The organism is Rhodococcus olei (genome assembly GCF_039540555.1).
GTDB classification, from domain to species: domain Bacteria; phylum Actinomycetota; class Actinomycetes; order Mycobacteriales; family Mycobacteriaceae; genus Rhodococcus_G; species Rhodococcus_G olei.
Map to the genome: position 1 here is coordinate 1 of NZ_BAABFB010000080.1, position 7,253 is coordinate 7,253.

Here is a 7,253-nt window from a genome sequence, read left to right on the forward strand (position 1 = left end):
GATCTTCTGGAGGAAGATTCCGCCGCGGCCCCCGGGCATGCGTTCGCCGCCGCGTTGGGTGTAGCGGCGTCGTTCGACCAGGGCGGCTTGCCGGACTGCGAGGCGTTCGACGAGGTCGCCCAGTTGTCGGCGACTCATGCCGGTCAGATCCGGGTGCGACAGTGCCTCGGGAAGCGGCCGATTCGGTGTCGGGTCGGGTGCCGGGTCGTCGCGGAGAAATCCCGCGAGGTCTGCGGCGGTGCTCAAGCGCAGCCCGATGTTCGGGGTGACGTGATGGCCGTGTTCGTCGAGCAGCATCCGCGTTTCGGCGATGATTTCGCCGATGGAGTTCGGATTGACCCCGAGCAGTTCCGAAAGCACCCGCTGGGGACAGGCCTGCCGCAGGTACACGATGGTGATCAGCAGAGCTGCGGCGTCCGAGAGCAGGCGTCGCCCGCCGGCGCCCGGGGCATTGCGGCGCCGGCCGCCGCGTTGGTGCCAGCGGCGTTGCTCGGCGCGGGCGGCCTGGGCTGGTGCCAGCCGTGTGGTGAGTTCGTCCAGTTCGGCGCTGGTCATGCCGGTCAGGCGGGGGTCGGCGAGCATCGCGACGGCCGCGGCACGCTCGCCTTCTCGGTCGCGGCCGGGAACCGGCGCGGTGTCGGCGTGGGTGGGTTCGATGGTGTAGTTCCACGTTCCGCACTGGACGTGTGGGTGGATGGGTAACGCGCGCAACTCGTCTCGACCCACCGAGATCCCGATCGGGTAGTCGCCGGTGTCCAGCTCGGCGTCCACGCGCAGCCCGGTGCGGGTGCGGGTGGAGGCGATGGTCTTGACCACCACCTCGTGGCTGGTCAGCGGCCGGCCCCGCCAGTTCATGGTGATCTGGGAGAACAGCCGGTGCTCGATCTTGTTCCACTTCGAGGTGCCGGGCGGGAAATGGCAGACGGTGATCGCCAACCCGGTCTCGGCTGCCAGTGCAGCCAGTTCTGCTTTCCACAACCGGTATCGGTAGCTGTTGGAGCCACCGGCGTCGGCGGTGATCAGCAGCCGGCTCGCACGGGGGTAGTCGGCGGCCCCACGCGCCTGCCACCAGCGGCGGATAGAGGCGACCGCGAACGCGGCGGTGTCGTGGTCGACGCCGACGTTGACCCAGCCGGCGTCGGTGGTCAAGTCGTAGACGCCGTACGGGATGGCCCGGTCCGCATTCGGTCCGGTGAAGAAGCTGTGATCGACTACCTGCACCAATTCTCCGTGCGGCCGCCACTCGCGCCCCGGGGTGGGCAGCTGGCCGAGTTGTTCCTTCTTCTTCGAATCGACGCTGATCACCGGCTCGCCCGCGTCCTGGTGCGCCTTGACCTGCTCGTTGATGTAACGGAACTGCACGTCCCGGTCCGGGTGCTGTTCACCTTCCAACGTCTTGGCGTTGGCCTGCAAACTGAATCCGTTGTCCCGCAACAATCGTCCCACCGTTGGTGCGGACACCGGGTGGCCCTGCCGGGTCAGCTCCTCGGCCAGGTGTCGCAGCGACTTGGTCGTCCACCGCAACGGAGACTCCGGATCCCCACGCTCGTCCGGCTCGACCAGCGTCAACAGTGCAGGCACCAGCCGCGGATCGATCGCGTCCGCGCTCTTGCGGCCCCCGCCCGGTCGGCGGACCCGCCCCGTCGGCGCAGGCTGCCCGCCGGCCTCCAACTCGAACACGCCCCTGCGGACCGTGGTCTCGCTGACGCCGGCCGCCCGGGCCACTGCCCGCACCCCGCCATGTCCCAACGATCGGGCCTCGGTCGCCAACGCCAAACGCCGCTGACGCTCGTTCAGGTGCGGCAGCAAAACCTCGAACCGCTCCCGTAACCGCCTGTCGACCTCGCTCACGAACGCCCTACCGCACCGACCAGATCCGGATCACAAAACAACACTCTATTACCTTACAGTCACGTGCGTTCGGCAGCGTTGCCACGCGGCCCCGGCAAGGTCGCGCCGATCGCCGACACCAGGCCCGCATGGGCATCGGAGGTCACCAACCGCACCCCGGACAGCCCGCGGGCGACCAGGGACCGGAAGAACGCCAACCAGCCGGTGAGTGTGGTCACCTGAGTAGGCCCCAGTTCGGCCATTGATCGTCACAAATTCCGGCCCCGGCTGAGGTGGTCGTGGTCGCGGACGGGTGGTGCGGCGTGTCGGCACGAATCTTGGCCCCACCCGAGTTCGGATTCTCCTCGTTGGACGTGTTTCAGCGAGGGAGGACCGGTGAAGAGATCGGGTTCGCGGATGGAATTGTTCGAGCAGATCCGCCGTGATCGGCGGGATTCGGAATTGTCGATTCGGGAGTTGGCCCAGCGACACGGGGTGCATCGACGCACGGTGCGGCAGGCGTTGACCTCGGCGGTGCCACCACCGCGCAAACCGTATCGCCGCCGGGTGCGACCGGCGATCGACGACTGGGCCGAGCTGATCGATTCCTGGCTGATCGCCGACCACCAGGCACCGCGCAAGCAACGACATACCGCGCGGCGGGTGTGGCAGCGGTTGGTCGCCGAGCACGGGGCGACGATGTCGGAAGCAACGGTCACCCGGTATGTGCGCCACCGCCGCGCCGAGTTGGGGCTGGTCGAGACCGAGGTGACGGTGCCGCAGACCCATCTGCCGGCTGCGGAGGCGGAGGTCGACTTCGGGGAGGTCTACGCGGTCATCAGCGGGGAGATGACCAAGTGCTGGATGTTCGTGATGCGCCTGTCGCACTCGGGGCGGGCCTGTCACGTGGTGTTCGGAACCCAAGCGCAGGAGGCGTTCTTCGAGGGGCACGTGGGGGCCTTCGAATGGTTCGGCGGTGTGCCGCACCGCATCCGCTACGACAACCTCAAACCCGCTGTGGTGCGGGTACTGCGGGGCCGGGACCGCGTCGAGTCGGACCGATTCGTCACCCTGCGCAGCCACTACGGCTTCGACTCGTTCTTCTGCATCCCCGGCCGGGGCGGCGCCCACGAGAAGGGCGGCGTCGAAGGCGAAATCGGCAGATTCCGGCGGCGGCACCTGGTGCCGGTGCCGAAGGCGGCGTCGTTGACCGAACTCAACGAGAAGGTCGCCGCCGCGGACCTGCTCGACGACACCCGGGTCATCGGGGGCCGACCGGTCACGGTGGCGGCCGCGTTCGCCGACGAGCAACCCGCGTTGCTTCCGCTGCCTGCCGAGCCGTTCGACTGCGCACGACTGGTGTATGCGCGGGTCGACACCCATGCGCGGGTGTCGGTGCGGCAGAACTTCTACTCCGTGCCCGCCCGCTACGCGGGCCGCCGGTTGCCGGTGCGGCTGAGCGCGGGCCGGGTCGAGGTGCTCGACGGGTCCCGGACGGTCGCGGTTCACGATCGGGCCTTCGGCCGGTTCACCGAGGTCCTCACCCTCGATCACTACCTCGAGGTGCTGATCCGCAAACCCGGCGCTCTTCCCGGGGCGACCGCGTTGGCGCAGGCCAAGGCGGCCGGGGCGTTCACCGCCAGCCACCAGCGGTACTGGGAAATCGCCCGCAACCTGCTCGGTGACCGCGCCGGCACCCGCGCACTGATCGACGTGCTGCTCGCGCACCGCGGCCTGGCACCCGAAGTGCTGCGCCAGGCCCTCGACCGGTCCATCGAGACCGGGTGCATCGATCCCCAACTCGTCCTCATCGACGCCCGCCGGCTGGCCCGCACCGATTCCACCCCAGCGGTCCCGATCGGGGTGCTCACCCGCTACGACCGTCCCGTTCCGTCGTTGACCGCCTACGACACCCTGCTCACCGGAAGCTGAGGCCTCGCATGGTTTCCTCCGACGCCGCAGCCCAGGCCGCGATCGGCGCGGCCACCCGGGAACTGCATCTGCCGACCATCCGGACCGAAGCGGTTCGGATCGCTGAAATCGCTGCCCGCGAACAACAATCACATTTGGCGTTTCTCGCCGAAGTGCTCGCCGCCGAGGTCGACGACCGCATGTCGACGACGGGCTGAGAATGACCCCATAGCGACGGATTGGAACTGACCCCTCTCCAATGCTGGGAGGGTGATATCAGTGGAGGATTGGGCAGAGATCCGTCGACTGCATCGCAGCGAGGGGTTGCCGATCAAGGAGATCGCTCGGCGGATGGGGATCGCCCGCAACACGGTGCGGGCGGCGCTGCGAGCCGACGGGCCACCGAAGCGAGAACGAAAACCGCGGGGGTCGCTGGCGGACGCGGTCGAGCCGCAGGTGCGGCAGCTGCTGGCCGAGTTCCCGCGGATGCCGGCGACGGTGATCGCCGAACGGGTCGGGTGGGAGTATTCGATGACCGCCCTCAAGGACCGCATCCGCGCCATCCGGCCGGAGTATGTCGGTGTCGATCCGGTCGATCGGGTGTCCTACGAGCCTGGCCGGCTCACCCAGTGCGACCTCTGGTTTCCGGAGGCGACGATTCCGGTTGCTCCCGGTCAGGAACGAGTGCTCCCGGTGCTGGTGATGACGCTGGCGTACTCCCGGTTCATGACCGCGGAGATGATTCCGTCGCGGCAGGGCGGCGACATCCTGTCGGGCATGTGGTCGCTGATCTCGCAGGTCGGCAAGGTCACCAAGACCTTGTTGTGGGATCGCGAGTCCGCGATCGGCGGAGCTGGGAAGGTGACCATGCCGGCGGTCGGGTTCGCCGGCACGTTGGGGACACAGATCAAGCTCGCTCCGCCGCGGGATCCGGAGTACAAGGGCATGGTCGAGCGCCACAACGGATACCTGGAGACCTCGTTTCTGCCCGGTCGCCGGTTCGCTTCGCCCGAGGACTTCAACACCCAGCTCGCGCAGTGGTTGCAGCGCGCCAACACGCGCACGGTCCGCTCGATCGGTGGCCGGCCGATCGATCTGCTCGAGATCGACCGTCGGGCTATGCTGGCGCTTCCTCCGGTGGATCCTCCGATCGGGTTGCGTCACCGGATCCGTTTGGCCCGTGACTATTACGTCCGTGTCGATGCCGTCGACTATTCCGTCGATCCGCGAGTGATCGGCCGGTTCGTCGAGGTCATCGCCTCCCCGCAGATGGTTCAGGTCATCTGTGACGGCCAGCTCGTGGCCACCCATCGGCGGTCCTGGGCCAAACACGCGGTGGTCACCGACCCCGCTCACGTCACCACCGCCGCTCAACTGCGCCGGCACTACACCGCCGAACAGCATCGGCGGTCCTCGGCGCGGCGCCACACCGACGGGCACCGGGTCGCGCTGCGGGCCCTTCCGGATTACGACGTGCTCTTCGGCATCGACGACTTCACCTCCTCACACACGAAGGCGAGAAGCGAATGAGCCAATCGACGCAGGTCAAGGCGGCGGTCACACCGGATGGGTTGCCGTCCCAGATCGCCTATCTCACCCGGGTGCTGAAAACGCCCACCATCGGACGGTGCTGGGAGGACCTCGCTGACCAGGCACGCGACGAGAACTGGTCCCACGAGGAATACCTCGCCGCCCTGCTGCAACGTCAGGTCGCCGATCGGGAATCGGCGGGCACGATCATGCGGATCCGCACCGCGCACTTCCCGGCGATCAAGACGCTCGAGGACTTCAACCTCGACCACCTACCGAGTCTGCGACGGGATGTGCTGGCGCACTTGGCGACCGGCACGTTCGTCGCGAAAGCCGAGAACGTGATCCTGCTCGGGCCACCCGGGATCGGGAAAACCCACTTCGCGATCGGATTGGGCGTCAAGGCCGCGCATGCCGGCTACTCGGTGCTGTTCGACACCGCCAGCAACTGGATCGCCCGACTCGGGGCGGCACATCATGCCGGACGACTCGAGGCCGAACTGAAGAAGATCCGCCGCTACAAACTGATCATCGTCGACGAGGTCGGCTACATCCCCTTCGACCAGGACGCGGCAAACCTGTTCTTCCAGCTTGTCGCCTCCCGCTACGAACAAGGTTCGATCATGGTCACCTCGAACCTGCCCTTCGGCAGATGGGGCGAGACCTTCTCCGACGACGTCGTCGCGGCCGCGATGATCGACCGCCTCGTCCACCACGCCGAGGTCCTCACCCTCACCGGTGACTCCTACCGCACCCGTCAACGACGCGAACTGCTCGCAAAAGGCAGAACTGGCAACGACTAACCAAAGCCAGGGGGGGTCAATTCCAACCCGTCGGCAGGGGGTCAGTTCTAACCCGCCGTTGACACCGCACCGAACGGCGCCGGACGCGCCGACTCAACGACGCCAAGTTCCCCCCGCATCAAACGGCTCGCCGACTTCGACGTCGAGGCCGTGCCGGGCATCTCCGCGGGCACACTCGGGCATCTCGCGGCCGGCGGCTACCTGGACGCCGGAGAACCGGTCGTGCTGCTCGGTGACTCCGGCACCGGCAAATCGCACCTGTTGATCGGGCTTGGCCTGGCCGCCTGTGAACAAGGCCGCCGAGTCCGCTACATCACCTGCGCCCAACTGGTCAACGAACTCGTCGAGGCCGCCGACGAACGGGTCCTCTCCCGTGTCGTTGCTCGATACGGGCGCCTGGATCTGCTGCTGCTCGACGAACTCGGCTACGTCCAGATCGATCCTCGCGGAGCGGAGATGCTGTTCCAGATCATCACCGAACGGGAGGAACGGGCGAGTATCGGGATCGCATCGAATTTGCCGTTCTCGGAGTGGGGCACCGTCTTTCCCGATCCGCGGCTGGTCGCTGCGATCGTCGATCGCATCACCTTCAACGCGCACATCCTCGAAACCGGCACCCAATCCTATCGACTGCGCACCAGCAAGACCCACAACCGAAAACGCGCCTGACCCCACCAGCGGGGCCGAATTTCATGCCGATCAACGGGGCCAGACCACTTGACGAAACTCAAGCCGGCACCGTCCTCGGCGGAGGTCACGTCCAGGCCCAGGATCTCCCGGTAGCCCTCGGCGTTCACACCGACCGCGACCAGGGCGTGTACGTTCACCACCCGACCGTTCTCCCGGACCTTGAGCACCAGGGCGTCGGCGGCGACGAACGTGTACGGTCCGCCATCCAATGGTCGGCCGCGGAACGCCTCGACCTGGGCGTCGAGGTCCTTGGCCATCACGGACACCTGCGACTTCGACAGACTGGTGATCCCGAGGGAGTCGACGAGCTTCTCCATCCGCCGGGTGGAAACCCCGAGCAGGTACGCCCCCGTTACGTTGCATGCAGCTCGTGAGGACGGGATCCTTGGGGCTGTTGGCCTGCCGGGGCTGGCATGACTGCTTCCCCCAGTTGCTCGATGTGATCCACCCCGGGTTTGCTGGAGGCTGTCAGGGTGTTACTCCCACGGG

The 7,253-nt window shown here is 67.3% G+C and carries 5 protein-coding genes and 3 pseudogenes; 5 read left to right on the plus strand and 3 right to left on the minus strand.

From position 1 onward, the window contains the following. Both ABD951_RS27880 and ABD951_RS27885 read right to left on the minus strand, forming a co-directional pair. On the minus strand, window positions 1-1,851 hold a 1,851-nt coding region (locus tag ABD951_RS27880), incomplete at its 3' end, for an ISAzo13 family transposase (RefSeq protein WP_345353415.1). 63 nt (window positions 1,852-1,914) lie between these two features. Next, a pseudogene (locus ABD951_RS27885) lies at window positions 1,915-2,054 on the minus strand (transposase); the annotation flags it as partial. Between the two features lie 193 nt (window positions 2,055-2,247). Between ABD951_RS27885 and istA (ABD951_RS27890) the strand changes: the two are divergent. From istA (ABD951_RS27890) to istB (ABD951_RS27910), 5 genes and pseudogenes are all read left to right on the plus strand, one after another. Next, entirely contained in the window at window positions 2,248-3,762 is a 1,515-nt protein-coding gene (istA, locus tag ABD951_RS27890; RefSeq protein WP_345353423.1) for an IS21 family transposase, read from the plus strand. Between the two features lie 8 nt (window positions 3,763-3,770). Continuing rightward, window positions 3,771-3,959: a hypothetical protein gene (locus tag ABD951_RS27895; RefSeq protein ID WP_345353417.1), complete on the plus strand. Its 189-nt coding sequence runs from the start codon at window positions 3,771-3,773 to the stop codon at window positions 3,957-3,959. Window positions 3,960-4,011: 52 nt separating this feature from the next. Beyond that, window positions 4,012-5,271: an IS21 family transposase gene (gene istA, locus ABD951_RS27900; protein WP_345353419.1), complete on the plus strand. Its 1,260-nt coding sequence runs from the start codon at window positions 4,012-4,014 to the stop codon at window positions 5,269-5,271. Next, window positions 5,268-6,074, plus strand: a complete 807-nt coding sequence (gene istB / locus ABD951_RS27905; RefSeq protein WP_345353421.1) for an IS21-like element helper ATPase IstB — start codon at window positions 5,268-5,270, stop codon at window positions 6,072-6,074. Before istA (ABD951_RS27900) ends, istB (ABD951_RS27905) begins: the two co-directional genes overlap by 4 nt. Before the next feature lie 65 nt (window positions 6,075-6,139). After that, window positions 6,140-6,743, plus strand: a pseudogene (gene istB, locus ABD951_RS27910) (IS21-like element helper ATPase IstB); the annotation flags it as partial. Window positions 6,744-6,805: 62 nt separating this feature from the next. On the opposite strand, the pseudogene ABD951_RS27915 reads toward istB (ABD951_RS27910), so the two are convergent. Beyond that, window positions 6,806-7,120, minus strand: a pseudogene (locus ABD951_RS27915) (transposase); the annotation flags it as partial. Window positions 7,121-7,253 lie beyond the last annotated feature (133 nt).